This is a genomic window from Rhizobium sp. SEMIA4064 (assembly GCF_003025035.1).
In the GTDB taxonomy this organism is placed as follows: domain Bacteria; phylum Pseudomonadota; class Alphaproteobacteria; order Rhizobiales; family Rhizobiaceae; genus Rhizobium; species Rhizobium paranaense.
Genome location: NZ_PYJN01000022.1, coordinates 1 through 24,882 on the forward strand (window position 1 = coordinate 1; position 24,882 = coordinate 24,882).

The window sequence follows — 24,882 nt, forward strand, 5'->3', positions numbered from 1 at the left end:
ACCATCCTGACGGCCGCCACCTCGGTCGGCAAGAACGTCATGCCGCGGGTTGCAGCCCTGCTTGACGTCGCCCAGGTTTCGGAAATCATCGAAGTCGTGTCGTCCGACACCTTCAAGCGGCCAATCTATGCCGGCAATGCCATCCAGACGGTGCAGGCAAGCGATGCCAGACGAGTGATCACCGTGCGCACCGCCTCGTTTGCTTCCGCCACAGAGGGTGGTTCGGCCACCGTCGAGGCGATCGCGGCGGTCGCCAATCCCGGTCTGTCGACCTTCGTTGCCGACGCACTGTCGACCTCGGATCGTCCGGAACTGACGTCTGCAAAGATCATCATCTCCGGTGGTCGCGCCCTCGGTTCGGCGGAAAAGTTCAAGGAAGTCATCCTGCCGGTTGCCGACAAGCTCGGTGCTGCCGTCGGCGCAAGCCGTGCTGCCGTCGATGCCGGTTATGCGCCGAACGACTGGCAGGTCGGCCAGACCGGCAAGGTGGTGGCGCCGCAGCTCTATATCGCCTGCGGCATATCCGGCGCCATCCAGCATCTCGCCGGCATGAAGGACAGCAAGGTCATCGTCGCCATCAACAAGGACGAAGAGGCCCCGATCTTCCAGATCGCCGACTATGGCCTCGTCGCGGACTTGTTCGAGGCGCTGCCCGAACTCGAAAAGGCGCTGTGATCGCACCGATCACTCTCTTTCGCAGTTGCGAAAGACTGGAAAATTGTCCTTTATAGAGCTATCAATCTTGCCGGGCTAGAAATAGTCCGGCAAATTTATGATGCAAAGCATGGCGCGCCTTCAAGAACGCGCCGCCGGGGAGTTGGCAATGAGTTCGCTGAAGACGATTGGTATTATCGGCGCGGGCCAGATGGGCTGCGGTATTGCCCACGTGTCCGCCTTGGCCGGCTACAAGGTTCACATCTACGATCTGTCGCAGGATCGCATCGAAAGCGGCCTTGCCACCATCAACGGCAACCTTGCCCGGCACGTCGCTTCCGGCAAGATGAGCGACGAGGACCGCAAGGCGGCGTTGTCGCACATCACCGGCTCCTCCGATCTCAACGACCTTGCCCACGTCGATCTCGCAATCGAGGCCGCGACTGAGGACGAAAGCGTCAAGCGCAAGATCTACGCTCAGGTCTGTCCGATCCTGAAGCCCGAGGCGATCCTCGCCACCAACACCTCATCGCTGTCGATCACGCGGCTCGCATCCGCGACCGACCGGCCGGAACGCTTCATGGGCATCCATTTCATGAACCCGGTGCCGGTGATGAAGCTGGTCGAGCTAGTGCGCGGCATCGCCACCGAGGAATCGACCTTCTCCGCCGCCAAAGACTACGTCACCTCGCTGGAAAAGACGATCACCGTGGCCGAAGACTTCCCGGCCTTCATCGTCAACCGCATCCTGCTGCCGATGATCAACGAGGCGATCTATACGCTTTATGAAGGCGTCGGCACCGTCGATGCCATCGACACCGCCATGCGGCTCGGCGCCAACCACCCGATGGGCCCGCTGCAGCTCGCCGATTTCATTGGCCTCGACACCTGCCTGTCGATCATGCAGGTGCTGCATGACGGGCTCGCCGACTCCAAGTATCGCCCCTGCCCGCTGCTGGTGAAATATGTCGAAGCCGGCTGGCTCGGACGCAAATCCGGCCGTGGCTTCTACGACTATCGCGGCGAAGTGCCGGTTCCGACACGGTAGAATACCTCGCCCCCAATGGGGGTCTGAAGGACGGGTTGAGACCTGTGGCTCAACCCCGGCAAAGGTCGCGCGAAAGCGCGTGGTGAGGGGACGTTACCGGGAAGCCAAAACCGATGCGCGGTACTCGTTGGCGCGCCGCTCCAGAAGCAGCTCAAACGATCGTTTGATTCTATTCACATGCGGCGTCTTATACTCAAAGCGCTCATTGTGAATGTGGATCAGCATCGAGGCGTTGACCTCGAAAATCACCACCCTGCCCTGGGAATCGAGCGAACAATCGATACCAAAATAATCGAGACCGATCTGACGGCGGATGGCATCGAGGGCCGCCATGCCTTCTAGCCCGAAGACGCTGCCGGGATCGTTCAGAAAGGCCTCTTCCTCTTTGCGCATCCACTCGACGTCGGACATGCGCGTCGTGACATGATGCACCTTCCAGCCATCACCGATGGCCAGGTGATAGGGAAGTATCTCATCTCCGACGAAGACGAAGCGGTACTTGCGGAAAAGCCTGTCGGGTGAACTGTAGTTGACGAAATCCGTCAGATAGAGGGTCTGCTCTCCGGCGTCCTCGGCAAAGCTCAGCAGGGCGCCGGCATCCGCCACCAGTTCCATCATATCGCCGCCATGCTTGCCGGTATGACGCACGATCACCGGAAAGGCGCCGGTGTCGCCGTCACGCACCCGCCGGCACAGATCTTTGGCCTCGATACGAATGGTCGTCGGCATGACCGCGTTCGCAACGCTGCTCAGGCGTCGCGAGATGGATTCGCGATCCGTCGCCAACATCAGCCGCGGGTGATTGACGACCGGCCTTTCCAGGGAATCGGCAACATCGATGGCAGACGCCATCACATCGAGCCCAAAATCAGTGTCCGAAACGAGATTGACGATGACATCAACCCGATCGCTGCGGACTTGCGGGTCATTGCGATAACCACGCAAGATAAAGATCACCTCCGTGTCGAAGTAACTGTCTCTGATCAGATCCTCATAGGGCGTGTTGCCAGCTTCGGGTGAGAAGAGCAGCAGCACTCGAAACTTTGCTGGCCTTTTCGCCGCCGGATAGTTGCGGACGACGCCCATCTCGGCGACCGCCAGAAAACAAACATGCGCCGCCGCCGGATTTCCAAGCTTGAGCTCAAACTTTCCGCAAAGCATCAATGCTTCGCGATCGGTCGGCTCGACACGCAGCGCCCGTTGCGCCGTAGCTAGGCCCTCGCGCCAGCGACCGGTCGCCTCCAGCGCCTGCGCCTTGTTGCAGAGGCAGCGAAAATCCTCGGGAAAGCGCGACAATCCTTTGTCATAGGCTGCTATCGCCCTGTCGAAATCGCCGGATTTCTGGAGAATATCGCCAAGCCGCGACCACGATGTTGGGTCTTCGGGCGACTGATGGCAGTTGCGCAAGGCTTCTTGTATGGCTTCCGGCACATTGCGCAGCGACTCTACGACCTGGCTGCGCTTGGAAAAAGCCAGGCTGTAATCGCTCTTGAGAGCGATTGCCCGCTCGAGACTCGAAAGCGCTTCGACCGAGCGCCCCACCTCCTCAAGCACGACACCATGGTTGTACCAGGATGCCGCGTCATCCGGCTGCGCGGCAACCACTCTCTCATAGCACTGCAGCGCCCGCGCAAGATCGCCGGTGTTTTGACATGCCATGCCAAGACCTGACATCGCATGTATGTAATCGGGTTTGAGGCGGAGCGCTGTTTCGAACCAAACGATGGCATCCTGCGGCCTGTCGACGTTCAGCAGCAAGAAACCCAGCGTATTGGACGCGATCGGTTCACGGCTGACAAGCTCGCCAGCCGATAGAAACAGATTGATAGCATCCTCGTAGCTGCCAGCACCCATCAAGGTCGCAGCCTGGATCAGGATGGAGGGAAGCGCTGATGCATCGGGCAGAGTATGGGCCGGAGACTGATTCATCTGGATCGATTTTCAAACAGAGAACGGGTTGGGCGATTGCCCTAGTCTCTCATCCGGGCCTTACCCGAGGATGACCCCGTATTCGATCAGATCCAAATCTCGTGTCTCACGATGCGCGCAAACGGCCTCACAGCGCTATCGCAGCCTTCACCAGGCTCTTTGCGTCCTCGCTGTCCCATGCCGCCGGCCCGTTCATGGCCGAGACGAGGCAGCCCTTGCCGTCGATCAGCAGCGTCACCGGCAGGCCGAAAGCAAGGCCCTGCTTCTTCAGCGCATTGAAGACGCCCATGGTGCTGTCACGATAATAGCCGAGCTTGTCGATGCCGTAATCCGTGCGGAACGTCTTCGGCTTTTCGTCGTCGCCCGTATCGATATTGACGGCGACGACCTCGAACTTGTCATTGCCCAAGCTTTTCTGCAACGCGTTCAGCGCCGGCATTTCTTCGCGGCACGGCACGCACCATGTCGCCCAGACATTGAGAAGCAAGGTCTTGCCGGAGAAACTGCCGACCGACAGCGGCTGGCCGTCCGGCCCCTTGAAGGCAACATTCTGCAGCGAGATCGGCGTCTGCGGCGCAGCCATGGCAGCGACCTGACCCTTGGTAAAGGGCGTCAAAGCTGCGGCGCGATCCTTTGCCGTATCGCATTGCCCGGATGAGGCCGTTTCACCAACGCCATTGCCATACCCCGCCTCCTTCACGTATACCGCTGCCGCGCCCGCAATAACCCCAGCGACGGCGGCAAGCAGAACGAGTTTCATAGACGGCAGACCGAACGGCTTCTTTGCTGTCATTACATTCTCCAGGTAGGCATCTCATGGCTGACGGCACGGACACCAAATCCTCCAACCAGATGTGGGGCGGACGTTTCGCCTCCGGCCCCGCGGCGATCATGGAGGAGATAAATGCATCGATCGGTTTCGACAAGAAGCTGTTTGCACAGGATATCCGCGGCTCCATCGCCCATGCCGGCATGCTCGCTCATCAAGGCATCATTTCCACCGAGGATAAAGACAAGATCGTTCACGGCCTGAACACGATCCTGTCAGAGATCGAGAGCGGCAATTTCGAATTTTCCCGCCGCCTCGAAGACATCCACATGAATGTCGAAGCACGGCTCGCGACGCTGATCGGCCCGGCCGCCGGAAGGCTGCACACCGCCCGTTCGCGGAACGACCAAGTGGCGCTCGATTTCCGCCTCTGGGTCAAGGAAGAGCTGCAGAAATGCGAACAGGCGCTGACTGATCTCATCGCCGCCTTCCTCGACCGCGCCGAAGAACATGCCGAGAGTGTCATGCCCGGCTTCACCCATCTACAGACGGCACAGCCCGTCACCTTCGGCCATCATTGCATGGCCTATGTCGAAATGTTCGGCCGCGACCGCTCGCGCGTGCGCCACGCCATCGAGCACATGGACGAATCCCCGATCGGCGCGGCAGCCCTTGCCGGCACCGGCTTCCCGATCGATCGCCACATGACCGCAAAGGCGCTCGGCTTCCGTGAGCCGACGCGCAATTCGATCGACACCGTTTCCGACCGCGATTTCGCCATCGAATTCCTGTCGATCGCCGCCATCGCCGGCATGCACCTATCGCGGCTCGCCGAGGAAATCGTCATCTGGTCGACGCCGCAGTTCGGCTTCGTGCGCCTCTCCGACGCCTTCTCCACCGGCTCCTCCATCATGCCGCAGAAGAAGAACCCGGATGCCGCCGAGCTCGTGCGCGCCAAGACCGGCCGTATCAACGGCTCGCTGGTAGCGCTCCTGACCATCATGAAGGGCCTGCCGCTCGCCTATTCCAAGGACATGCAGGAAGACAAGGAACAGGTGTTCGACGCCGCCGAAAGCCTGGAACTGGCGATTGCCGCCATGACCGGCATGGTGCGCGACATGACAATCAACACCGCCCGCATGAAGGCGGCAGCCGGCTCCGGCTATTCGACCGCCACCGATCTTGCCGACTGGCTGGTGCGCGAAGCGGGCTTGCCTTTCCGTGACGCCCATCACGTCACCGGTCGCGCCGTTGCACTCGCCGAGAGCAAGTCCTGCGATCTTGCCCAACTATCGCTCGAAGAACTGCAGGCGATCCACCCGGCGATTACGGCCAACATCTTCGACGTTCTGACCGTCGAGGCCTCGGTCGCCAGCCGCAAGAGCTACGGTGGCACGGCGCCGTCGGAGGTACGCAAGCAGATCGCCTTCTGGCGTGCTCGCAACTGAGAAAATCGCCGAAAATCACAATCAACAATCAGGGTGCACAAGGCCCGGAAACTTCGCTATGAAGGACTGCTTCCGCGTTTGCCGCCCAAGAGGATTTCGATGCAGATCAACATGCCGCATATCATCCGCCTGGCCGTCGTGCTTTCGGTCATCGGCCTTGCCGTCGTCGGATGTGGCCGCAAGGGCGATCTTGATCCGCCAAGTGCAGCGGCAACCAAGGGCGGTGACGTCTCCAAGCCGACGAAACAGCCGGGCACCGAGGACAAGAAGTTCCTCCTCGATCCGCTTCTCTAAACAGGCCTCGACCGTGAACCATTTTCAATATCGCGACGGCATTCTCTACGCCGAGGACGTTCCCGTTCCGGAAATCGCCAAGGCGGTCGGCACGCCATTCTACGTCTATTCGACGGCAACCCTCGAGCGTCACTACCGCGTCTTCTCCGAAGCCTTCGGCGATGTCGACGCCATGGTCTGCTATGCGATGAAGGCCAATTCCAACCAGGCGGTGCTGAAGACCCTCGGCCGGCTCGGCGCCGGCGTCGACGTCGTGTCCGTCGGCGAACTGCATCGTGCTCTGGCCGCCGGCATCCCGGCAAGCCGCATCATGTTCTCCGGCGTCGGCAAGACTGCTGAGGAGATGGATGTGGCGCTTGAAGCCGGCATTTACTGCTTCAACGTCGAATCCGAGCCGGAACTGGAAGTGCTGAACCAGCGCGCCGTCCGCGCCGGTAAGGTCGCTCCCGTTTCCTTCCGCATCAATCCCGACGTCGATGCCCGCACGCATGCGAAGATTTCGACCGGCAAGAAGGAAAACAAGTTCGGCATCTCGTGGGAGCGTGCCCGCGCCGTCTACGGCCGCGCCGCCAATTTGCCGGGCATCAAGGTCACCGGCATCGACATGCATATCGGCAGCCAGATCACCGAGCTGCAACCCTTCGAGGACGCCTTCAAGCTGCTGCGCGATCTCGTCGAGACGCTGCGCGGCGACGGCCACGATATCCACCATGTCGATATCGGCGGCGGCCTCGGCATTCCCTACCGCGACGACAACGATCCGCCGCCGGCGCCGGAAGCCTATGCCCACATCGTCAAGAATCAGTTGAGCGGCCTGAGCTGCAAGATCGTCACCGAGCCCGGCCGCCTGATCGTCGGCAATGCCGGCATCCTGGTGACCGAGGTGATCTACGTGAAGGATGGCGGCCACAAGACTTTCGTCATTGTTGACGGCGCCATGAACGACCTGATCCGCCCGACGCTTTACGAGGCCTATCACGAAATTCGTGCCGTCGAGATCACCGCCGCCAATGCCCCGCGCATCAAGGCCGACGTCGTCGGCCCGGTCTGCGAGACCGGCGACTATTTGGCGCTCGACCGTGAAATGGCGATGCCGAAGCCCGGCGATCTGCTGGCCGTCAGCTCCGGCGGCGCTTATGGCGCGGTGCAGGCCGGCACCTATAACAGCCGGCTTCTGGTGCCCGAAGTGTTGGTCAAGGGCAGCAAATTCCATGTCATTCGGCCGCGCAAGACCTATGACGAGCTGATTGGCCTCGATTCGATCCCGCCCTGGTTCGACGTGTGAGTTCGGAAATCCGAGCCGATTTTCGATGAAATTCACGCGCTATGCCCGACCAAAGAGCTTGATCACGTTTCGGCGAAATCCGATGAAAAAGCGGCCTTCACCACCGCTTGCCCTCGTCTTCGCCACAAAGAATGTTATCTTCCTGTGAAAGGCGTCTCGCCGGGCGCCATGATTGCGGGCCGATGCGACGCCCCAGCGTCTCCAACAGAGAGATAGCCATCAACGTCAGATCGGGGAGAAAACCGGACCGATGACCAGCCCCAGCAACCTCAAGAAGGGCGCGCTCGCCACCCGTCCGGCGCTGGCGCGGCTGGTTGCGGTCAAGCGTCTCTTTGCGCGGCTGGTCCTGACATCCGAACAAATCTTGCCCCTGCTGCTGGTGCCGCTTTCGATCCTGGCTCTTTTCCTGTCTGCAGCCTGGTTCGGTATTTTCCGCATCGCCCCGGATGTTCTGCGCCTCGGCCTGCTTGCCGTTTTCGCCATCGCCTTCGCCGTCTCCATTTTCCCCTTCCGCCGCCTGCGCTGGCCGACGGTCGCCGAAGCCGACCGGATGCTGGAGGAGCGTAACGGCCTCGCCCATCAGCCGGTCACCGTGCAGGAGGACGAGCCAGCCTTCGACACGCCCTTTGCCCGGGCGCTGTGGCGGGAGCATCAGGTGCGCATGGCGGCGCGGATCGCCGCTCTGGACGCCGGCCTGCCACGTCCTGACATCGCCCGCTACGACCGCTTCGCACTTCGCACCATTCCTGCGCTGCTGCTGGTGACGGCATTCAGCTTTTCCATGTCCAACGGCGGCGGCTCGCTGACCGATGCCTTCACCGCTCCGGCCGTGACGTCCGTCAATCCGGATCTGCGCGTCGATGCCTGGGTGACGCCGCCCTATTATACCGGTGGGGCGCCCGTCTACCTGACGGGCAGTGCCGCCAATACCGGTGACAGCGTCAACGTACCGCAATTCTCCGAACTGACCGTGCGCGTCACCGGCGCTACAACGGACGAGAAGGTACTGTTTCAGGCCGCCGGCAGCGACAATGACGCCGAGATTCCCGAGCAGGCCGCGGATGCGAGCAAGCAGCCGGCAAACGGCAATGCCGCCACGCCTCCGACCGTACAACCGGTGTCGAATAACGCCGCCGCCCCGGCCGGCACCGACGCCATGGTCGCCCGCACCCATGTGCTGAAGCTCGAAAAGGGCGGCAAGCTCACCGTCAACGGGAAATCCTGGTCTTTCAAAGTCGTCGCCGACAAGCCGCCAGAAATCGCCTTCGACGGCATTCCGCACGCAACCGCCAACGGCGCGCTCGAAATCGGCTTCAAAGTCAAGGATGACTACGGCGTCGAAGAGGCCCATGCCGAAATCGTGCCTGTCGAGACCGATCCCCAGGCGACGCCCCTCTATGGCCTGCCGGAATACAGGCTGGAGATTTCGCGCCGCGACCGCCGCAACGGCAAGGGGCTGGCAAACCACGACCTGACGCAGGACCCGCTTGCCGGCAAGCAGGTGCGTATCACCCTCGTCGCGCGTGACGGCGCTGGTCAGACCGGCCGCAGCGCGCCCTATGAAATGACCCTCCCCTCGCGCAATTTCAGCGAGCCACTCGCCGCCGCCGTTGCCGAGGAACGCCAGATTTTTGCGCTGGATACCCGCAAGATGCCCGAGGCGATTGAACTCAATCAATCGCTGACGATCCGCCCGAACGAGACGATCCCCGATCTCGGCAATTACCTGCTGCTCAAATCGGCGCTGACACGCATGAAGCTCGCTCACGGCGATATCGCGCTGAAGGATACCGCCGACTACCTGTGGCAGATCGCGCTCGGCATGGAAGACGCGCAACTGACCGATGCGGAGAAGGCCCTTCGCGACGCGCAGCAGAAGCTATCCGAGGCTCTGCAGCGCAATGCCTCCGACGCCGAGATCAAGAAGCTGACGGACGAACTGCGCAAGGCGATGAACGACTATATGAAGGAGCTCGCCGAGCGCATGAAGAACATGCCGGCGCAGCCGAACCAGAAGTCGGCCAACATTCTGCGCCAGCAGGATCTGCAGCGGATGATGGACCAGATTGAAAATCTCGCCCGCTCCGGCAATCGTGAAGCGGCGCAGCAGATGCTTTCCGAACTGCAGCAGATGATGAACAACCTGCAGGCAGGCAGGCCGCAGCGCGGCCAGAACCAGCAGCAGGGCGAAGCCAACGACAAGATGCGCCAGCAGATGGACAAGCTCGGCCGCATCCTGCGCGACCAGCAGAAGCTGATGGAGCAGACCTTCAAGCTCGACCAGGCCATGCGCGACCGCATGCAGCGCGGCGATCCCAACGAGGATGGCGACGATGCGCTGAACCAGCCTATGCCGGATCTGAATGATCCGACGCAGCAGGACCAAGGGCAGCAGGATCAGGGCCAACGGGATCGGCAGCAAGGCCAGAACCAGCAGGGCCAAAATCAGCAAGGCCAACAACAGGGCCAAAAGCAGCAGGACGGCAATCAGACGGACAACATGACCGCCGATCAACTGCGCGATGCCCTGAAGCAATTGCGCAAGCAGCAGGATGAACTCGGCAAGCAGCTCGGCGAACTGCAAAAGGACCTGGGCTCCATGGGCATGAAGCCGAACCAGAATTACGGCAAGGCCCAACAGGAAATGAAGGGCGCCTCCGGAGACCTCGCCCAGGGCAACGGCGAAGCCGCCGTACAGGGCCAGGGCCGCGCCCTCGACGCACTGCGCAAGGGTACACGCGACATGATGAATCAGCTTATGGCGCAGATGCAACAGCAGCAGGGTCAGGGCCAGGGGCAGCAGCAAGGTCAGGCCGGCCAGGGTAATCAGAACGGCCGCGATCCGCTTGGCCGTCTGCGCAATGGCGACCCCTTCGGCGACGACGCCAATGAGAATAAGGTGCCCGATCGCATCGATCCACAGCGCGCCCGCGAAATCCTGGATGCGATCCGCGAGCGGCTGAGCAACAATCCGTCATTGTCGGAAGAACGGCGTTATCTCGAACGCCTACTCAATTTGGGCCAATAAGGGGTCACCCCCGCTTCGCCGCTATCGGCGAAGCCTATTCCGATGATCTTGCCGCTTAGGCAGCAAGCGCGCGGGCAACCGCCTTGCGGATATCCGGCAAAGCGAAGGGCTTGGAAACGACATCGACGATCTTTTCCATGAGATCGTCGGCGCGTTCGCGCTGTTCCGCATAGCCGGTCATCAAGAGGATCTTCATGCCAGGGCAAGTCGAGGCAGCCTGATGCGCCAATTCGATGCCGTCCATCACCGGCATGCGGATATCGGAGAGCAGCAGGTCGTAAGCGCCCTGCTTCAGTTTTTCCAAACCTTCGGCGCCATCGGCCGCCTCTTCGGTCTCGTGGCCGTCCAAGCGCAGGGCTCGGGCGACAAAGGTGCGAAGAGAATCTTCGTCTTCCGTGATCAGAATTTTTGCCATGGTCTATGCTCCGTGGTCCGTCATGTTCCGCGACCGAAATCACCAGAATTCCGTTTGCGATAGGTAAACGACGGTGGTGCGATGCGGCTCCGTGGTTAATGAGTCGTCATCGCTGGAGCGTATTGGGACAGATTGCGAGAGCATCGGATTGTCCCAAAACCGGTAGCCATTTCTGGCTCCGAAATCTCAGGCGTCCCCGGTTACCACGCCAACAAAGGGCAGTTCGCGGAAAGCATAGGCGACGTCCATGCCGTAGCCGACGACGAAATAGTCGGGGCATTCGAAACCGACATAGTCGGCCTCCAGCTCTTCCTGGCGCTTGACGCTCTTGTCGAGTAGCACCGCGAGCGTGACGTGGCGGGCGCCGCGCTCGTAGAGCAATTCCTTGGCGAATCGCAGCGTGCGGCCGGATTCCAAGATGTCGTCGATCAGCAGCACATCGCGATCCCTGACATCGCTGTCGATGTCCTTGACGATGCGCACGCCCTGGGAGACCGTGCCCGCGCCGTAGCTCGAGAGCGTGATGAACTCGACTTCCGGCGCCAACCCCGTCTCATGCAGCGCACGCAGCAGATCGGCGGCAAAAATGAACGAGCCCTTGAGAATGGCGATGACGAGGAGATCCTTCGTCGGGCCGCTGGCGATTTCCTGCGCCATGGCGTGGTTGCGCTCGGCGATCTGTTCGGCGGTGAAAAGCGGCTCGATATTCTTCCCGCGTACGACAGGCATTGATTGGCATGCTCCATGGCTGTTGCGGCGCTTCTCCGCCGATCAAGCTCTAGGCCCTAGCACAATCCAGGGGGCCGACACACCCCCTAGGGCATAAAGGAAAGGCGAACATCCGGCATTTTTCCACCGGGATGCTGTAATCGCGTAGAAAATCCGCGGCTTTCGTGCGGTCCGATGCGATTGACCGGCGGGTTCACCACGACGCTTGTCAGCAACTGACCGCCGGAAAAGATATCGGCGCGGACGGACGGCACCGAGAACGTGGCGCCGGTCTCATTCTCGATGATGCCGTTGACGGTGACCACCCGCATGCCGTTCTCGTCATGCGGCGTCAGCGTCACATGCGAGAACTGCAGCGGCTCCGACGTCGCCTGTGCCGGCGTGCCTGATAGCCCTGAGAAACCACCGGCAAGTCCGAAGACCAGGATGGCCAGAGCAACGATGAGCGCCACGAAACTGCGGCGCGACGCCTGCTGCAGCCAACCCTCGGCAAGGCGCAGGCTCGTGAATGCATGACGGAGAGTGCCCTTAGCAGCCGGCCGCGACGATTGCCCGGGACGGGAAGCCCTGTCGCGGGTGTTGCTGGTCGACGCGGTCCTGATGCGGCTGGGGATGACCGTCACGAACTCGGCGTCGACGACATCTTCCTTCGGCCCGAAGCGGCGCGATAGTCCCGAACCCAGTGCGCGTTCGGGCGGCAGCAGGTCATAGATCAATCCCGCCTGTTGCTGGCGGTGGCGAAAAGTGCCCATGGCGACCTCCCTTTCCGGTGATCCACATGGTTTCCACGCCCATCTGAATTCTGGGCATTGAAACGAATCCTGCCCAGTCGTAAATTTTAATGGTTAATGCTTCGCAAAGATCGCCATGAATCGGGCGCCTTTCCAGCAAAATTTACCGGCTGTTAACGGCCTTGGTTAACAAGTCGCCTGATTGAACACTGCGGAAGAGTGGACTGCCCGTTGATTCATTTTGAGAACGTCGGTTTGCGCTATGGTATGGGCCCGGAAATCCTCCGCGACCTGACCTTCGACATTCCGAAAAAATCGTTCCAGTTCCTGACGGGACCTTCTGGCGCCGGCAAGACGACGTTGCTTCGGCTTCTCTTCATGTCGCTGCAGCCGACCCGCGGACTGATCCGCATGTTCGATCGTGAGATTTCCTCGATCCCGCGCAACGAACTGCCGCTCCTGCGCCGCCGCGTCGGCATCGTCTTCCAGGATTTCCGGCTGCTGGAACATCTGACGACCTACGAAAACGTCGCCCTCCCCCTGCGCGTGCGCGGCAAGGAGGAAAGCTCCTATCGTACCGACGTATTGGAGCTGTTGAAATGGGTCGGCCTCGGCGAACGCATCAATGTATTGCCGCCGGTGCTGTCAGGCGGCGAGAAGCAGCGCGCCGCCATTGCCCGCGCCCTGATCGATCGCCCGGAAATCCTGCTTGCCGACGAGCCGACCGGCAATGTCGATCCGCCCATGGCGCGGCGGCTGCTCAACCTGTTCCTCGAACTCAACCGCCTCGGCACGGCGGTCGTCATCGCCACGCACGACCTCACCCTCATGGATCAGATCGAGGCCCGGCGCATGATTCTATCGGGAGGGCATCTCGATATCTATGACTGAGCCCACCCCACGCAGAAGAGCCTCGAATGCCGAGGCTGCCAACAACAAGGAAAGACCCGTCGCATCTCCGCCGGAGAGGAGACGGCCGGAAATGCGCGTCCGCCCAACCGGACCGATCGTGCCGTCCTCCAACATCCAGGGCAATGCGCTGATCGTCGTCATCGCCATCATGGCGTTCCTTGCCTGTCTGACGCTCGGCGCCGTCAGCATGGTGCGTTCGACGGCGGCAAGCTGGGAAAGCCAGATTTCCCGTGAGATCACCATCCAGATCAAGCCGGACGACAATCTCGACATGGACAAAGCGCTCGCCAGCGCCCGCGATATCGCACTCGGTTTCGTCGGCACCAAAAGTGGCCAGATCGTCGACGAGGCGGCGACGGCGCGACTGCTCGAACCCTGGCTCGGCGCTGGGCTCGACCTCAAAGAGCTGCCCGTCCCCCGCCTGGTGATCATCACCATCGACGAAACGCATCCCCCCGATTTCGAGGCGATGCGCAACCTTCTCAAGGACCAAATTCCGCAGGCGACGCTGGATGATCACCGCACCTGGGTCGATCGGCTCGTCTCGATGGCGCATACCACCGTTCTCATCGGCACCGGCGTGCTGCTCCTGGTTTTCACCGCCATGGTGCTGACCGTGGTTTTTGCCACGCGCGGCGCGCTCTCGAGCAATCGCCACATCGTCGAGGTGCTGCACTTCGTCGGCGCCGAGAGCACCTTCGTCGCCACCGAATTCCAGAAGCATTTCCTGAAGATCAGCCTGAAGGGTTCGGCAGCCGGCAGCGCGCTTGCCGCCTTTTTCTTCGCCAGCGCCGGCTTTCTGCAAAGCCGCACGATCGCCACGCCGCAAACCGATCAGGCAACCGCTCTGTTCGGCACATTTTCGGTTGGCGCGCTTGGCTATCTCGGCATTCTCGCCACGATGATCATCATCGCCCTGCTCACCACGATCACGGCGCGCTTTACCGTCATGCGCACCATTTACGAGATCGATTTGATCCGCTCCGACCCGGGGAGGACCGAAACTGTGCAGAATTGACGCTACGGCGACGATTTTTTACGATCTAATAGCCTGCTACTTGCCGCAATTAGCGCATAATGACGAATCATGAGCATGGACCTGACGACTCGCAAGGCAGTGAGCTCGCAGACGTTGCGGGAGCAATCCCGCAGCGACAGGCCTGTGCGGCGCAGCCTCTTCCGCCGGTTCTTGCGCTGGGGCGGCTTCGGCTTCATCATCCTTGTCGCTATTGTCTTCGGCGGCTTCCTGCATTTCGCCGATTCGATCACCACGCTAAAGCCACCACTGGAACCGAAGGCGGATGCCATTGTCGTGCTGACCGGCGGTTATCAGCGCATAGGGCAGGCGGTGGAATTGCTGCGCACCGGCGCCGGCAATCGGCTATTGATCTCCGGCGTCCATCCGACCACCACGCCGTCGCAAATCCGCAGGCTGACCCAAAGCCCCGTCAGCCTCTTCAATTGCTGCGTCGATGTCGGCTATGACGCCCTCGACACCATCGGCAATGCCCGCGAGGCCGCGAAATGGATTCACGCCCGCGGCTACAAGAGCATATTGGTGGTGACCAACAATTATCACATGCCGCGCAGCCTGGCCGAGCTGAAATATGTCGATCCGGCCACGGATTTCATTCCCTATCCGGTGGTCAATTCCGATCTCAAGACCACGAACTGGTTCACAGATCCCAATGCGCTGCGCACCATGCTCTCCGAATACGTTAAGGTACTTCTCGCCGGCGCCCGCAATCTCACGGGGCTCGGACGCCCGCTCGGCCTGCGCTCGCGGGAGACGGACGACGATCCGAGCTAAGATCGTCGGCGAAACGCGACCGACTTTTTATTGACAGCGTAATCGTGTAGGCAAGGCTTCAGATGCTGGCGAAAGCCGGCGTGTTGGGAAAGCCTTGATGATCACTCTGCGTTCGATCCTGTTCAATACGACCTTCTATGCCAACCTGATCATTCGCATGATCGTGCTTTCACCGATCTATTTCCTGATGCCGCGCAAGGCCGGCTATGCGATCCCCAAGGCCTGGGCAAAATCCAGCGTCTGGCTGATGGAGAAGATCGTCGGCACCACCTTCGAAATCGAGGGCCTGGAGAATATTCCCGCCGGCAGCTACATCTTCGCCCCAAAGCATCAATCCTTCTGGGATACTTTCGCGTTGCTGCCCTATCTCGACGATCCCGTCTACATTCTGAAGCGGGAGCTGATGTGGATTCCGCTGTTCGGCTGGTATGCGAAGAAACAGCGCATGATCCCGGTTGACCGCAGCGCACGCGGCAAGGTGATGTTCGACGTGCTGAAGCGCACGCGGGAAGAACTGTCCACCGGCCGTCAGTTGATCATCTATCCCGAAGGCACCCGCCGCCCGCCGGGCGCCGAGCCGGTCTACAAATACGGCATCGCCCGCATGTATCGCGATCTCGATATCCCCGTCGTCGCCGTAGCCATGCATCCCGGCCTGTTCTGGCCGCGCCGCACCTTCCGCAAATATCCCGGCCATTTCAAGGTACGCATCCTGCCGCCGATTCCGCCGGGCCTGGACCCGGACGCTTTCTTCGCGCGACTGCTTGAGGAGACGGAAAAGGCAAGCGACGAATTGCTGGTCGAAACCATCGCCAACAACCCGCATCTGCCGGTCCCGCCCACAGCGGCAAAACGCCTGGCGGAGATCGCCAAGGCGAAAGTGGCGGCCGCGGTTTAAGCCGGATGCCTTCCGCGCAGTGGGCGATCAGGACGCTTCCCGCATCCGTTCGATCTCGCCCGCCACCTGTTCCAGCCATTGGTCGCGAATGCCCATCTCGCGCAGATGTGTCAGCGTATTGAAGACATAGGCATCGTTCGGCCCGGACTGTCCGACGGCGGAATCGACGATATGGGCGGCTTCTATGGCATCGAGCGTGCCGGCATATTGCTGATGGTCCCGGTCGACAATATAGGCGACGGCGGTTACCCTCCGGCCATCCGCAAGGCGAATGGGCAACGTCTTTTCCAGATAGACGTTGGTGACCAGCTCGCGCTCGCGCAGATAGTTCAGGACCTCGTCCCACTCGGCGGTGGCTATGCTGAATGCCATGCCGCGGCAGGAGCCGCCGCGATCGAGGCCAAGCACCAGGCCGGGGCTGGCCTCCGTACCGCGATGAACCCAGGAATGGACGCAAAGGGAGCGGCGGTAGCCGAAAATCAAGGCCTCTGCTTTTTCAACATAGCTAAAGCCCGGATTCCACATGAGTGATCCGTAGCCAAATACCCAAAATTCGTCCATATCCAACGCCAAATCACTGTGAACACATAGGTTCAACCATTGGAGAACAACATGGCAGCGTCAAGCCAGGGCGTAGCATCCGGCAGAGGCAAACGCATGTGGCTCATCGGGCTGGGGCTGATCGTGATCCTGGCCGGGCTTTATACCGGCGGCTGGTTCTATGCGACCACGATGGTGAAAACGACCGTGCTGAAGGCGCTCGGCGAGCAGAACGCCGCCGGCATCTCGGGCGAATGCAGCGACATGGCCTTCAGCGGCTTTCCCTTCTCCATCGGCCTGTCCTGCACCAAGGTGACTGTCGACGATCATGTAAAGGGCGTTTCCGCCTCCTTCGACAATCTGAATGCCTCGGCGCCGGTCTATCAGCCGAACCATGTCGGCTGGAGCCTGAAATCGCCAGCGGAAATCCGCACCGCGCAGGGTTTGACGGTGTCGGCCGAATGGACTGATCTGCAATCGAACCTCGTCGCCAAGGGCCGCGGTGTCGCGCAGAGCGAGACCGTCATCGATGGGCTGAAGGCCGGCATCGTCTCCTCCTTCACCGGCCAGAGCGCCGACGTGACCGCCGCTCACACCGAAATGCACGCACGCCAGAACGGCGACGACCTGGAACTGGCGATCGGCATCGAAAACGCCACGGCAGTCATCAAGGACTTTCCGCAGACGCTACCGACGGCATCGACGAGCGCCGATATCACCCTGACCGGCAAGGCCGGCCTGCTCGACGGCAGTGACGGACACGGCCTTTATGGCGCCGCCGGCGTTCTCCGTCAGGTGGTGATCGATATCGGCGACGGCCGCGTCATGACGCTTTCCGGCCCCTTCAATTTCGACGATCAGGGCTTTCTCTCCGGCCGGTTCAAACTGGAGATCAATCAGATCGGGCCATGGGGCGACAGCCTGAAGGCGACGATTCCGGCGGCCAAGAACATGATCGACACAGCCACCAAGCTCCTGAAATCGCTCGCAGCCGGCAGTGACAAAGTCTCCGTCGATCTTACGGCCGATCGCGGACGCCTGTCCCTGAGCGGCTTTATCCCGCTCGGGAAGATTCCGCCGATTTAAGCAGGAAATCGACTACTTCTTCACATCCAGCGCGTGGCGGCCGAAATCCGGGGCATCGACGTCCTGGCCGGCCTCCACGATCGAGCGGCGGATGGCGCGGGTGCGGGTGAAGAGATCGAAGATCTTATCACCCTCGCCCCAGCGGATTGCCCGCTGCAGATAAGCGAGATCTTCCGAGAAACGCGCCAGCATTTCCAGAATGGCATCGCGATTGTGCAGGCAGACATCGCGCCACATGGTCGGATCGGAAGCGGCGAGGCGAGTGAAGTCGCGGAAGCCGGAGGCGGAATATTTGATCACTTCCGATTCCGTCACCGTCTCCAGATCGTCAGCCGTGCCGACAATGTTATAGGCGATGAGATGCGGCAGATGCGAAACGATCGCCAGCACCTTGTCGTGATGGGCGGCATCCATTTCATCGACGCGCGAGCCGAGCGATTCCCAGAAACGGCGAAGCCTTTTGATGGCAGCCTCGTCCGTGCCGGGGACCGGCGTGAAGATGCACCAGCGGCCTTCAAACAGCCCGGCAAATCCGGCGTCAGGCCCGGACTTCTCCGTGCCCGCAATGGGATGGCCGGGAATGAAATGCACATTGCCCGGCATATGCGGTTGCATCTGCGCGATCACGGACGCCTTGGTCGAACCGACGTCGGTGACGATGGCGCCGGGCTTCAGATGCGCCGAGATTTCCGCGGCAACACTTCCCGATGCGCCGACCGGCACGGAGACGATGACGAGATCGGCATCCCTAACGGCTTCGGCTGACGACGGCGTATAGCGGTCGCCGAGCTTGAGTTCCTCGGCGCGCTTCAGCGTCTCGGCGCTGCGGGTTGAAACCACGACTTCCTTGGCGAGGCCGAGCCGCTTGATATCATGGGCGATCGACGAGCCGATCAGGCCGATGCCGATCAGCGCGATACGGTCGAACTGCACGCTGCTCATGCCTTGTGTCCCATGAATTCGGTCAGAGCGGCGATGACGCCCAGATTGGCTTCTTCCGTGCCGATGCTCATGCGCAGCGCATTCGGGAAGCCATAGGCGCGTACCGCGCGCAGGATATAGCCGCGGCTAGTCAGGAACTCGTCGGCATCGGCGGCACGCTTGCCTTCGATATCGGGGAAGTGGACCAGTACGAAGTTGGCAACCGACGGCGTCACTTCGAGTCCGATCGATTCGAAGGCCTTCGTCACCTTCTCAATCCATAGCGTGTTGTGCGCTACCGCCTTCTGGGTGAAAGCCTGGTCGCGGATGGCAGCGGCACCTGCGGCGATGGCTGCCGCGTTCATGTTGAACGGGCCGCGCACACGGTTCAGCGCATCCACCACATCTACCGGTCCATACATCCAGCCGACGCGCAGCGCCGCAAGCCCGTAGATCTTCGAAAAGGTGCGGGTCATGACGACATTGGGATTCGAGGAAACGAGCTCGAGGCCGGCCTCGTAATCGTTGCGGCGGACATATTCAGCATAGGCGGCATCGAGCACGAGGATGACATGCTTCGGCAAACCCGCCTGCAGGCGGCGGATTTCGTTGACCGGAACATAGGTGCCAGTCGGATTGGCCGGATTGGCGATGAAGACGATCTTGGTCCGCTCGGTAACGGCGGCGAGGATCGCGTCAACATCGACGGTGCGATCCTTCTCCTTAACCGTGACCGGCGTCGCGCCGGCAGCCAGGATCTGGATCTTGTAGATCAGGAAGCCGTGCTCGGTGATGATGCCCTCATCGCCAGCGCCGAGATAGACATGGCAGAGCAGACCGAGCAGCTCATCGGAACCATTGCCGCAGAGGATATTGGCGGTGTTCAGGCCGTGAATATCGGCGATCGCCTGACGCAGCTCAGTAGCCTGCCCGTCCGGATAGCGTTCCAGGTGTTCACCAGCAGCGCGGAAGGCTTCGATAGCCTTGGGGCTTGCACCGAACGGCGTCTCGTTCGAGGAAAGCTTGAACACCCGCGCCACGCCGGGCGCATGCTCCTTGCCCGGCACATAGGCGGCGATATCGAGAATGCCGGGGCGCGGGACGGGCTTGTTCATTTCCATGCTCATGGGATCGACCTTGGGAAGGGCCGGAAAATTCCGGCTTTAGACACCCCGTGGCATTAATGCGGATTGACGAATTTGTCGAGTGTTTGCCGATCGGCTAGAGCATCCCGCCTTCAGGTGGAATCACCTGCAAGCGGATAAGATGCTCTAGATTCAAAAGATCAGAGCGCCAGATAACGCACCGTCGCGCGTCGTCGGGATGCCGCGCGGCGCCAGCACCGGCACGAAGACGCGGCGTGAGGCGCGGACGGCGACCGGCAGGCCCTGATAGAGCCGCTTCTGCGCCTCGACGATGATGACGCCGGAGAAAGCCGGCCAGAGAGTGCGCCCGATCCGCTCGAAAGCGCGTCTGAGACGCAGGACGGTGCGCAGTTTCGAAGGAGGAAAGAACAGCGCCTCGGCGGTTGCTCCCGGCGTGAAGTTGGTCTCGCGCAGCAGCGAGGTGAGCTGCCCGCGCGAATAGGGTCGGCCGGAGCCGAAGGGCGTATGCTCCATGCGCGCCCACACGCCCGTGCGGTTCGGCACGACGATGACCAGCCGACCGCCCGGCGCCAGCACCCGCCAAAGCTCCTTCAGAGTCTCGCGCGGGCTCTCGGCGAATTCCAGCGAATGCACCATCAGCACCCGATCGATGGAACTGTCCGGCAGCGGCAATTCCTCATCGAAGATCAGCGCTGTCGAGGAAACCGAATCCACCGGCCAGTTCACAGCACCTTGCCCCGCCGGCATGAAGGCGAATGTGCGCTCGGTGTCGGCGCGGAAGCGATCGAGATAGGGAACGGCATAGCCGAGACCGACAAGACGCTCGTCCGGCAGCCGAGACCAGATCGAGGAAAGCGCCATGGCGATAGACTGCTCGGCCAAGCGCCCAAGCTCGGAATGATAGAATTGGCGGAGATCGACGATATCGGCGTGCATCGCCACAAATGTTATCAGCCGCCCGTTGGACTTCAAGGCCGAACCGCCTACATTCCGATGCAAGCGCATCGATGAGGACTATTTCGACCATGAAACCCTTGGAATTAGAGGTATTTATCTGCCGATCCGACAATTTCGGCGTGCTCGTCCATGATCCAGAAAGCGGTTACACGGCGTCGATCGACGCGCCCGAAGCCGGGCCTATTCTGGCGGCTGCCAAGCGTCGTGGCTGGACGATCACCCACATCCTCACCACTCATCATCACACCGATCACGTCGAGGGTAATCTGGCGCTGAAGGAGCAATTCGGCTGCGAGATCATCGGCCCCATCAACGAAGCCGTCGCCATTCCCGGCCTCGACCGCGCCGTCAGCGACGGTGACACCTTCGAATTCGGCGATCACACCGTCAATGTCATCGAGACACCCGGCCATACCGCCGGCCATGTCTGTTACCATTTCGAGGATGACAAGCTGCTTTTTGCCGCCGACACGCTCTTTGCGCTCGGCTGCGGCCGGCTGTTCGAACGGCCGGCGGCGGATATGTGGGCATCCCTGCAGAAGCTCGCCGTATTGCCGGACGAAACGGCAATCTATTTCGGCCATGAATATACGCTGTCCAACGCCCGCTTCGCCGTGACCATCGATCCCGACAATGAGAGGCTGAAGGCACGCGCTGCCGATATCGAGGCCCTGAGAGCCGAAGGCAAATTCACCGTTCCGACGACGCTTGCGCTGGAGAAGGAGACCAATCCCTTCCTGCGCGCCGCCGATCCGTCGATCCGCAGGCATCTGCTGATGGAAAGCCGCAGCAACGAGGAAGTCTTTGCCGAAATCCGCAAACGCAAGGACAATTTCTGATGCGGCCGGAAGAGATCATCGAGGCACTTTCCATGCAGCCGCATCCGGAAGGCGGCTGGTATGTGCAGACATTCCGCGACGAGCACGGCGGCAGCCGTGGTCATTCGACCGCGATCTACTATCTCCTGCAGGCGGGCCAACGCTCGCATTGGCATCGGGTGCGCGATGCCGCGGAGGTCTGGCATTACTATGCCGGTGCGCCGCTGGCGCTGCATCGCTCCGCCGACGGCAAGGCGAGCGAGACAATCGTCCTCGGCATCGACCTCGTAAAAGGCGAGCGTCCGCAGGCAATCATTCCCGCCGACTGGTGGCAGTCCGCCGAAAGCCTCGGCGATTTCACCCTCGTCGGCTGCACGGTCGCACCGGGCTTCGAATTTTCCAGCTTCGAAATGGCGGCTCCAGACTGGAAGCCTTTGTCGGCCTGAACTTTTCCATTCATTGATATCGAGCACGACTCAAGGTGGCTGCTTTGCGCGCGGCCGCCTTGAAAAAGCGTCACACTGCGTCAGCTTTACACGGGGAGAGAGAAAATTGACTGATGTGGAGGAGGTTTTTTCGTGCGTTTGTTGTTTCCCATATGTGTCTTGGCGGGCTGCATCATGAGCCTTCCCGCCGCTGCTCTTGACGCTCCCGCCGCGCCGCCGGCGGAACGCCCGCTGAAGGAATTCGTCACCTCGGTCGAAAAGGACGGATCGATTACCTTCCGCCTTTATGCCCCTTCGGCAAAAGCCGTGACCGTCGTTCTCGGATCGCACGATCCGATCGCGCTGCAACGTGGCGACGACGGCATATGGGCTGCCAAAACCGAGCCGCTGAAGCCCAACCTCTATGAATACTACTTCAACATCGACGGCTTTCGCAGCATCGATCCCGGCACGAATTCGCCGAAGCCGCAGCGGCAAGTGAATACCAGCCTCATTCTGGTACCCGGCAGCATCCTTGATACCCGCAACGTCCCGCACGGCGACCTCAGGCTGGTGACGCTGCATTCGAAAGCGCTCAATTCGGAGCGCCAGATGTATGTCTACACGCCACCCGGCTACAGCAACCCGTCGAAGCCCCTCCCCGTGCTCTATCTCTATCACGGCTTCGGCGACACGGTGGCATCCTGGGTTGCGCAGGGTCGAGCACCGCAGATCCTCGATAATCTGCTGGCGGAAAAGAAGATCGAGCCGATGATCGTCGTCATTCCGGACACGGAAACCGATGTGCCGGATGCGATTGCGGAGAATTTCCCCGCCGCGGAACGCCGTAAGAACTTCTATCCCGCAAATGCCGAAGCGGCGGATCGAGAACTCATCGAAGATCTCATCCCCTATATGAAAAGCCATTATCAGGTGCGCAGCGATGCTGACGGGCGCGCGGTCGCCGGCCTGTCGCAGGGCGGATACCAGGCGCTCGTTTCCGGCCTGTCGCATCTCGACACCTTCGGCTGGGTCGCGACCTTCAGCGGCGTCAGCACGACCACCGTGCCGAACAAAGGGGTCGACGCCGTCTTGAACGATCCGGACAAGATCAACAAGGCTCTACGCAACTTCACGGTGACGGTCGGAAGCAAGGATCTGGTCGTCGGCAAGGATGTTGCCGGCCTGAAGGCGACGCTCGAAGAGAAGAAAATCAAGCACGATTATGACGAATATCCGGACCTCCAGCATGAGATGGATGTCTGGCGGCCATCGCTGATCGCTTTCCTGGAGAAGGTCTTCAAAGAATAGGCTGCAGGGACCCGAGCGGAGCTATTGCGCCGCTTCCGCCTGCGCCGCTCCATCGCCGTTGCGGCGCAGGATCATCCTGTGCGCTGCCAGCACTGCCCCGCCGGTGACCAGAAGGCAGGCGAGCGCGATGCCCCAGCTTGGCTCGGCAAAGCCGAACAATGTCAGGATCAGCGTCGAGAGCAGCGGCGCGGCATAGCTGGCCGCGCCGAGAATCTGGATATCGCCGTTCTTGACGCCATAATCCCAGGCATAGAAGGCGGCCCCCACCGGAAAGAGGCCCAGCCCAAGCACCGCAACCCATTGCGACGCCGCGTCCGGCCAGATCGTATCCTCCAGGCCAAGGTGGCAAACGAAGGAAAGGGCCGATGTCGCCAGGCAGAAGATGGTGACGACATCGGTCGAGACCGCTTCGAACCGGCGCGTGATCAGCGAATAGCCGGACCAGGTGAAGGCGCAAAGGAATGCCGCGCCATAGCCGATGGCATAAGCGCCCTCGAAGTGAAACCCATTGCGGCCAACGATCAGCACCGTGCCGGCGAGACCCATCACCGCGCCGACGATATGGTACCAGCGCAGCCGCTCGCCCGGCAGCAGCGCCGAGCCGACGACGATCAGCAACGGCCAGAGATAGGCGATCAACCCAGCCTCGACGGCCGGCGCATGGCGCAGCGCGGTGAAATAGAGGAAATGATAGCCGAATAGCCCGGCAACGCCGGTGATCCACACTTTGGCAGGCTGGCGTAGCAGCCGCAGGCGCTCCGGCCTCAGCACGAGAACAAGGATGCCGGGGATACTGCCGATGGCGAAACAGACGGCGAGCAATTGAAACGGCGGCATCTTGCCCGATGCCACCGTCAACAGCGCCAGGAACGACCACATCACGATGGCCGCAAATCCCGTCAATGTTGCCCGAAACTTCAACTCCGCCCCCCAGTCTATCGCCGCGGGCGTCAGTCAAAACCCGCTTAGCTGCCGTATTTCACTGCGGTGATCGTCACCGTGCCGTATTGCGTCGGGATACGGACGTAGACAGGCGCATATACATTCATGGCATCGGCCTTGGCAAACCAGATCTCCATGCCGTCGCTCTTGGCGAGATAAAGGTAATCCTTGCGCGTTCCCTTGTAGCCGCTCTTCGGCGTGAAGCGAACGCCGCAGGCAATCGTCTTGCCCTTGAAACCATCCGTCGAAAACGGGTGCGATCCCTTCGGCGACAGTTTCAGATCCATGCGCATCTCACCGTCGAAGACAGGCAAGGTCTGATTGCAGAGATTGAGATTGGCGGTAATCGGAAAGATCATCCCGGAAATCGGATCGAGCACCGAGTGGAGATCTCCGTCGCTGAGCGGAATCCAGCTTTGCGGCCGCTTCGGCTCTGGCGTGATCGTGTTCGACGTCACATTGCCGTTAGTATAGGCGACATCATAGGTACGTTCCTTTTTGCCGCTTTTGTAGAAGAGCTTGTAGTGGGTCGCCTGCAGCCTGTTATCCCCGACAGTACCGCTCACATCGGTTTTCGCGTCGATCGACGTGACGAGATCGGCAAGACCGGCCGAGGTGATATCCCCCCGGATGGTGAACTGCTTATCCTTGACCTCGGTCTTGAAATCCGCCCTCGCGATCGGAATGCCGGCAAGCGCCACGCGATACTGCGTTTCATGCCGCAATTCCTCGGCCGATGCCATGAATGGCAGCGACGTCACCAGGGCGGAAATGAAAAGCCACCTTCGAAATTGAACCATGATCAAAGCCTTCAACAAAGAGCAGG

General features: G+C 61.0%; 25 protein-coding genes. 14 read left to right on the forward strand and 11 right to left on the reverse strand.

Going from position 1 to position 24,882, the window contains the following annotated elements; all coding sequences use genetic code 11:
• Together C9E91_RS17200 and C9E91_RS17205 are read left to right on the forward strand one after the other, a co-directional pair.
• Nucleotides 1-675 (forward strand): electron transfer flavoprotein subunit alpha/FixB family protein (locus C9E91_RS17200; RefSeq protein ID WP_107109502.1); only part of this gene is annotated, 675 nt, incomplete at its 5' end.
• Nucleotides 676-823: 148 nt separating this feature from the next.
• Nucleotides 824-1,702, forward strand: coding sequence for a 3-hydroxybutyryl-CoA dehydrogenase (locus C9E91_RS17205; protein WP_107109921.1), 879 nt, complete (start codon nt 824-826; stop codon nt 1,700-1,702).
• 93 nt (nt 1,703-1,795) lie between these two features.
• Here the strand turns inward: C9E91_RS17205 and C9E91_RS17210 are convergent, their stop codons facing one another.
• Together C9E91_RS17210 and tlpA are read right to left on the reverse strand one after the other, a co-directional pair.
• Complete coding sequence (locus C9E91_RS17210; protein WP_107109503.1) at nt 1,796-3,631, reverse strand: tetratricopeptide repeat protein; 1,836 nt, start codon at nt 3,629-3,631, stop codon at nt 1,796-1,798.
• Between the two features lie 127 nt (nt 3,632-3,758).
• Nucleotides 3,759-4,424, reverse strand: a complete 666-nt coding sequence (gene tlpA / locus C9E91_RS17215) for a thiol:disulfide interchange protein TlpA (protein ID WP_107109504.1) — start codon at nt 4,422-4,424, stop codon at nt 3,759-3,761.
• A gap of 23 nt (nt 4,425-4,447) precedes the next feature.
• Between tlpA and argH the strand changes: the two genes are divergently transcribed.
• The 4 genes from argH to C9E91_RS17235 all read left to right on the forward strand — a co-directional run bounded on the left by argH (nt 4,448) and on the right by C9E91_RS17235 (nt 10,455).
• On the forward strand, nt 4,448-5,848 hold the full coding sequence (gene argH / locus C9E91_RS17220; protein ID WP_107109505.1) for an argininosuccinate lyase: 1,401 nt from the start codon (nt 4,448-4,450) through the stop codon (nt 5,846-5,848).
• A 99-nt stretch (nt 5,849-5,947) separates the two neighbouring features.
• Nucleotides 5,948-6,142, forward strand: a complete 195-nt coding sequence (gene lptM / locus C9E91_RS17225; RefSeq protein WP_107109922.1) for an LPS translocon maturation chaperone LptM — start codon at nt 5,948-5,950, stop codon at nt 6,140-6,142.
• A 13-nt stretch (nt 6,143-6,155) separates the two neighbouring features.
• A complete protein-coding gene (lysA, locus tag C9E91_RS17230; RefSeq protein WP_107109506.1) occupies nt 6,156-7,427 on the forward strand; it encodes a diaminopimelate decarboxylase in 1,272 nt (423 codons plus the stop codon).
• Nucleotides 7,428-7,677: 250 nt separating this feature from the next.
• Nucleotides 7,678-10,455: a TIGR02302 family protein gene (locus tag C9E91_RS17235; RefSeq protein ID WP_107109507.1), complete on the forward strand. Its 2,778-nt coding sequence runs from the start codon at nt 7,678-7,680 to the stop codon at nt 10,453-10,455.
• 55 nt (nt 10,456-10,510) lie between these two features.
• On the opposite strand, the gene C9E91_RS17240 is transcribed toward C9E91_RS17235, so the two are convergent.
• From C9E91_RS17240 to C9E91_RS17250, 3 genes are all read right to left on the reverse strand, one after another.
• Nucleotides 10,511-10,870 (reverse strand): response regulator, encoded by a 360-nt coding sequence (locus C9E91_RS17240; protein ID WP_028754822.1) that lies wholly within the window; start codon nt 10,868-10,870, stop codon nt 10,511-10,513.
• 186 nt (nt 10,871-11,056) lie between these two features.
• The gene (gene hpt, locus C9E91_RS17245) at nt 11,057-11,599 is read right to left on the reverse strand and encodes a hypoxanthine phosphoribosyltransferase (protein ID WP_107109508.1); all 543 of its coding nucleotides are present in this window, start codon (nt 11,597-11,599) and stop codon (nt 11,057-11,059) included.
• 86 nt (nt 11,600-11,685) lie between these two features.
• Nucleotides 11,686-12,351, reverse strand: a complete 666-nt coding sequence (locus C9E91_RS17250) for an FxLYD domain-containing protein (RefSeq protein ID WP_107109509.1) — start codon at nt 12,349-12,351, stop codon at nt 11,686-11,688.
• Nucleotides 12,352-12,561: 210 nt separating this feature from the next.
• Here C9E91_RS17250 and ftsE point away from each other — a divergent pair, with 210 nt between their 5' ends.
• The 4 genes from ftsE (at nt 12,562) to C9E91_RS17270 (ending at nt 15,950) form a co-directional block, all read left to right on the forward strand.
• Nucleotides 12,562-13,221, forward strand: coding sequence for a cell division ATP-binding protein FtsE (ftsE, locus tag C9E91_RS17255; protein WP_028754819.1), 660 nt, complete (start codon nt 12,562-12,564; stop codon nt 13,219-13,221).
• Nucleotides 13,214-14,260: a cell division protein FtsX gene (locus C9E91_RS17260; protein ID WP_414124472.1), complete on the forward strand. Its 1,047-nt coding sequence runs from the start codon at nt 13,214-13,216 to the stop codon at nt 14,258-14,260. The genes ftsE and C9E91_RS17260 overlap by 8 nt, the downstream gene beginning before the upstream one ends.
• A 69-nt stretch (nt 14,261-14,329) precedes the next feature.
• Nucleotides 14,330-15,052: a YdcF family protein gene (locus tag C9E91_RS17265; protein ID WP_107109511.1), complete on the forward strand. Its 723-nt coding sequence runs from the start codon at nt 14,330-14,332 to the stop codon at nt 15,050-15,052.
• A 97-nt stretch (nt 15,053-15,149) separates the two neighbouring features.
• Nucleotides 15,150-15,950 carry a lysophospholipid acyltransferase family protein gene (locus C9E91_RS17270; protein WP_107109512.1) on the forward strand — a complete coding sequence of 267 codons (801 nt, stop codon included), beginning with the start codon at nt 15,150-15,152 and terminating at the stop codon, nt 15,948-15,950.
• Between the two features lie 27 nt (nt 15,951-15,977).
• Here C9E91_RS17270 and C9E91_RS17275 read toward each other — a convergent pair whose 3' ends face one another.
• On the reverse strand, nt 15,978-16,511 hold the full coding sequence (locus tag C9E91_RS17275) for a gamma-glutamylcyclotransferase (RefSeq protein ID WP_107109513.1): 534 nt from the start codon (nt 16,509-16,511) through the stop codon (nt 15,978-15,980).
• Nucleotides 16,512-16,562: 51 nt separating this feature from the next.
• Here C9E91_RS17275 and C9E91_RS17280 point away from each other — a divergent pair, with 51 nt between their 5' ends.
• The gene (locus C9E91_RS17280) at nt 16,563-17,576 is read left to right on the forward strand and encodes a DUF2125 domain-containing protein (RefSeq protein WP_107109514.1); all 1,014 of its coding nucleotides are present in this window, start codon (nt 16,563-16,565) and stop codon (nt 17,574-17,576) included.
• Between the two features lie 12 nt (nt 17,577-17,588).
• Here the strand turns inward: C9E91_RS17280 and C9E91_RS17285 are convergent, their stop codons facing one another.
• The 3 genes from C9E91_RS17285 to C9E91_RS17295 all read right to left on the reverse strand — a co-directional run bounded on the left by C9E91_RS17285 (nt 17,589) and on the right by C9E91_RS17295 (nt 20,575).
• Nucleotides 17,589-18,518: a prephenate/arogenate dehydrogenase family protein gene (locus C9E91_RS17285; RefSeq protein WP_107109515.1), complete on the reverse strand. Its 930-nt coding sequence runs from the start codon at nt 18,516-18,518 to the stop codon at nt 17,589-17,591.
• On the reverse strand, nt 18,515-19,624 hold the full coding sequence (gene hisC, locus C9E91_RS17290; RefSeq protein ID WP_107109516.1) for a histidinol-phosphate transaminase: 1,110 nt from the start codon (nt 19,622-19,624) through the stop codon (nt 18,515-18,517). The genes C9E91_RS17285 and hisC overlap by 4 nt, the downstream gene beginning before the upstream one ends.
• Before the next feature lie 150 nt (nt 19,625-19,774).
• Nucleotides 19,775-20,575, reverse strand: a complete 801-nt coding sequence (locus tag C9E91_RS17295) for a class I SAM-dependent methyltransferase (protein WP_107109923.1) — start codon at nt 20,573-20,575, stop codon at nt 19,775-19,777.
• Nucleotides 20,576-20,628: 53 nt separating this feature from the next.
• Here C9E91_RS17295 and gloB point away from each other — a divergent pair, with 53 nt between their 5' ends.
• From gloB to C9E91_RS17310, 3 genes are all read left to right on the forward strand, one after another.
• A complete protein-coding gene (gene gloB / locus C9E91_RS17300) occupies nt 20,629-21,399 on the forward strand; it encodes a hydroxyacylglutathione hydrolase (protein ID WP_107109517.1) in 771 nt (256 codons plus the stop codon).
• Entirely contained in the window at nt 21,399-21,824 is a 426-nt protein-coding gene (locus C9E91_RS17305; RefSeq protein WP_107109518.1) for a cupin domain-containing protein, read from the forward strand. The genes gloB and C9E91_RS17305 overlap by 1 nt, the downstream gene beginning before the upstream one ends.
• A gap of 174 nt (nt 21,825-21,998) precedes the next feature.
• The gene (locus C9E91_RS17310) at nt 21,999-23,114 is read left to right on the forward strand and encodes an esterase (RefSeq protein WP_181316105.1); all 1,116 of its coding nucleotides are present in this window, start codon (nt 21,999-22,001) and stop codon (nt 23,112-23,114) included.
• Nucleotides 23,115-23,135: 21 nt separating this feature from the next.
• On the opposite strand, the gene yddG is transcribed toward C9E91_RS17310, so the two are convergent.
• Both yddG and C9E91_RS17320 read right to left on the reverse strand, forming a co-directional pair.
• Nucleotides 23,136-24,035, reverse strand: coding sequence for an aromatic amino acid exporter YddG (yddG, locus tag C9E91_RS17315; RefSeq protein ID WP_107109520.1), 900 nt, complete (start codon nt 24,033-24,035; stop codon nt 23,136-23,138).
• Between the two features lie 44 nt (nt 24,036-24,079).
• The gene (locus C9E91_RS17320; protein WP_107109521.1) at nt 24,080-24,856 is read right to left on the reverse strand and encodes a DUF3108 domain-containing protein; all 777 of its coding nucleotides are present in this window, start codon (nt 24,854-24,856) and stop codon (nt 24,080-24,082) included.
• Nucleotides 24,857-24,882: the final 26 nt, after the last annotated feature.

Bases quoted from the DNA above. Each gene is read 5' to 3' on its own strand.
- C9E91_RS17205 (WP_107109921.1), top strand. From the start codon at position 824: ATGAGTTCGCTGAAGACGATTGGTATTATCGGCGCGGGCCAGATGGGC.
- C9E91_RS17210 (WP_107109503.1), bottom strand. From the start codon at position 3,631: ATGAATCAGTCTCCGGCCCATACTCTGCCCGATGCATCAGCGCTTCCC.
- tlpA (WP_107109504.1), bottom strand. From the start codon at position 4,424: ATGACAGCAAAGAAGCCGTTCGGTCTGCCGTCTATGAAACTCGTTCTG.
- argH (WP_107109505.1), top strand. From the start codon at position 4,448: ATGGCTGACGGCACGGACACCAAATCCTCCAACCAGATGTGGGGCGGA.
- lptM (WP_107109922.1), top strand. From the start codon at position 5,948: ATGCAGATCAACATGCCGCATATCATCCGCCTGGCCGTCGTGCTTTCG.
- C9E91_RS17235 (WP_107109507.1), top strand. From the start codon at position 7,678: ATGACCAGCCCCAGCAACCTCAAGAAGGGCGCGCTCGCCACCCGTCCG.
- C9E91_RS17240 (WP_028754822.1), bottom strand. From the start codon at position 10,870: ATGGCAAAAATTCTGATCACGGAAGACGAAGATTCTCTTCGCACCTTT.
- hpt (WP_107109508.1), bottom strand. From the start codon at position 11,599: ATGCCTGTCGTACGCGGGAAGAATATCGAGCCGCTTTTCACCGCCGAA.
- C9E91_RS17250 (WP_107109509.1), bottom strand. From the start codon at position 12,351: ATGGGCACTTTTCGCCACCGCCAGCAACAGGCGGGATTGATCTATGAC.
- C9E91_RS17260 (WP_414124472.1), top strand. From the start codon at position 13,214: ATGACTGAGCCCACCCCACGCAGAAGAGCCTCGAATGCCGAGGCTGCC.
- C9E91_RS17265 (WP_107109511.1), top strand. From the start codon at position 14,330: ATGAGCATGGACCTGACGACTCGCAAGGCAGTGAGCTCGCAGACGTTG.
- C9E91_RS17270 (WP_107109512.1), top strand. From the start codon at position 15,150: ATGATCACTCTGCGTTCGATCCTGTTCAATACGACCTTCTATGCCAAC.
- C9E91_RS17275 (WP_107109513.1), bottom strand. From the start codon at position 16,511: ATGGACGAATTTTGGGTATTTGGCTACGGATCACTCATGTGGAATCCG.
- C9E91_RS17280 (WP_107109514.1), top strand. From the start codon at position 16,563: ATGGCAGCGTCAAGCCAGGGCGTAGCATCCGGCAGAGGCAAACGCATG.
- C9E91_RS17285 (WP_107109515.1), bottom strand. From the start codon at position 18,518: ATGAGCAGCGTGCAGTTCGACCGTATCGCGCTGATCGGCATCGGCCTG.
- hisC (WP_107109516.1), bottom strand. From the start codon at position 19,624: ATGAGCATGGAAATGAACAAGCCCGTCCCGCGCCCCGGCATTCTCGAT.
- gloB (WP_107109517.1), top strand. From the start codon at position 20,629: ATGAAACCCTTGGAATTAGAGGTATTTATCTGCCGATCCGACAATTTC.
- C9E91_RS17305 (WP_107109518.1), top strand. From the start codon at position 21,399: ATGCGGCCGGAAGAGATCATCGAGGCACTTTCCATGCAGCCGCATCCG.
- C9E91_RS17310 (WP_181316105.1), top strand. From the start codon at position 21,999: ATGAGCCTTCCCGCCGCTGCTCTTGACGCTCCCGCCGCGCCGCCGGCG.
- C9E91_RS17320 (WP_107109521.1), bottom strand. From the start codon at position 24,856: ATGGTTCAATTTCGAAGGTGGCTTTTCATTTCCGCCCTGGTGACGTCG.